Source organism: Ruminococcus difficilis, assembly GCF_016680995.1.
The window spans coordinates 1-2007 of sequence record NZ_JAEQMG010000109.1; the positions used below are offsets into that span (position 1 = coordinate 1).

At 42.8% G+C, this 2007-nt stretch carries 2 protein-coding genes; both read left to right on the forward strand.

The window, feature by feature from the left end; all coding sequences use genetic code 11:
* Nucleotides 1-178 precede the first annotated feature (178 nt).
* Nucleotides 179-1336, forward strand: a complete 1158-nt coding sequence (locus JKK62_RS10510; RefSeq protein WP_201427854.1) for an IS110 family RNA-guided transposase — start codon at nucleotides 179-181, stop codon at nucleotides 1334-1336.
* A gap of 501 nt (nucleotides 1337-1837) precedes the next feature.
* Nucleotides 1838-2007: cysteine-rich VLP protein (locus JKK62_RS10515; protein ID WP_201427855.1), on the forward strand; the 170-nt coding region annotated here is incomplete at its 3' end.

The following is a 2007-nucleotide window of genomic DNA, read 5'->3' on the forward strand; positions in this document are numbered from 1 at the left end:
AATATAAAGATAAAAAATATCAGGGTTATTATAATATCGGACCTGATGAATGCAGTTGTTACCGAACCGGCGATTTAGATAATATGAAGTGACCCCTGACTTGCAAAACGTGGATTTATCTGTCATACTAAAAGTGTAAAAAAACAAGTATGATAACCACATACAAGGAGGAGTCACCATGACAAGTATAACATATGTTGGACTGGATGTCCATACCACAAATTACACAGCAGCATGCTATCGTTTTGAAACCGACAACACCTTTGCTGTCGCCGAACTTAAGCCCAAGGCAGACGAGATTGAAAAGTATCTTAAAAGGGTAAAAAAGAACTTGGGAGAGGACTGTGAATTTTTGTGCGGTTACGAAGCCGGTTGTCTGGGATACAGCCTTTATCATGAGCTGACGGCAAAAGGAATCAAGTGCGTCATCATGGCGCCCAGCACTATTGAATCTGCGCCTGTAAACAAAATCAAGACCGACAAGCGCGACGCGAAAAAACTCGCCAGATGTCTTGCTACAGGCGGCTATAAAGCGGTTCATGTTCCGACTGATGAAGATAATGCAGTCAAAGAGTATATCCGAATGCGCGACGATGTTAACGGAGCATTGAAGCGTATTAAGCAGCAAATCACTGCGTTCTGTATTCGCAACAGCAAGATTTACAGGGGCGTTGTCGGCAAAAATTACTGGACGCACAAGCATCTGAACTGGCTCGAAAAATTGGAATTCAATAATCCTGTTTTAAGAGAAACTCTTGAGGAATATATTGCCGTCTTCTATGTTCTCCGCGAGAAGATTGATACTTATGATGCAAAAATAGCAGAGCTTTCTCAAACACCGAGATTCGAGGAACCTGTTAAAAAAGCTTGCTGCCTTTTAGGAATCGCAACGCATACCGCCATGGCAACCATTTCCGAAATTAGTGATTTTACAAGATTTCCGTCCGCAGGAAGCTTTGCTGCCTATCTCGGTCTTGTTCCCGGTGAACATTCCAGTTCCAACAAGCGCAATCAGCTTAGTATTACCAAACAAGGGAATACTCACGTGCGCAGACTGTTGATAGAGGCTGCGCAAAGCTATACAAAAGGACAGATTGGAAAGAAATCCGCTGCGCTGAAAAAGCGTCAGGCGGGAATGGATCCGAAAATTATCGCGTATGCTGATAAATGCGTCGAAAGACTAAAAAGGAAATACGTAAGGATAGCTCTGCATTCCAACCGGAACGTTGCGAAGACTGCAATTGCAAGGGAGCTGGCTTGCTTTATATGGGGGTTGATGACGAATAACTACGGCGAATGCCGTGGAAACGTGGAAAACCGTCCAATCCTGTGCTGACATTGAAAACACTGATTCCGGTTTCCCACATTTCCACAGCTCTGCTACTACGCTGCGCGGCAAGATGATTTGAATCGATTTGTTTTATCAGTTTATTGATTGTATAGAAATAGTCAAAGGTATCTGAAAGGAGCCGAACGAAATGTTAAGGTTTAGCTATCTATGAAAACTCTATGTTGGCACTTTACAAGTGATCCGCGCTTTTAGATAATAGGGCTTGCGGCGAAACCATTAGCCTGTGGTAACCAATCCTCGTATAACAGACGGCCAATCCGCGAGACTGTTTTCCTTCAGCTCCTTTCACGTGCCTTTGATATTTCTTACAATTTTATCATTACACTTTTAGTGACTTTGATGTATTGACAAAAGTCACTTCATAACAGAGTTTTCTTTTTCGTTTTTACTATGTTTTCTTAAAACCCATAACTTCCGTTTTATCGTGTATTTAATACAGTAGAGGGACGAAAAGCCCTCAAAAATACACGAAAGGAGGTACAAGCTATGGTACTGAAAATTACCGAAGAGCTGTCCGACAGAGTAAACCGCATAGTCCGTCATTCGTGCTGTAACTGCATTGACGGCAACTGCCTGTTGCTCGACGACGGTGAAGAACACAGCTGCGTGCAGCTGATCAGCAAGTACGGCATTTACTGCAACTATCTTTTGAAATG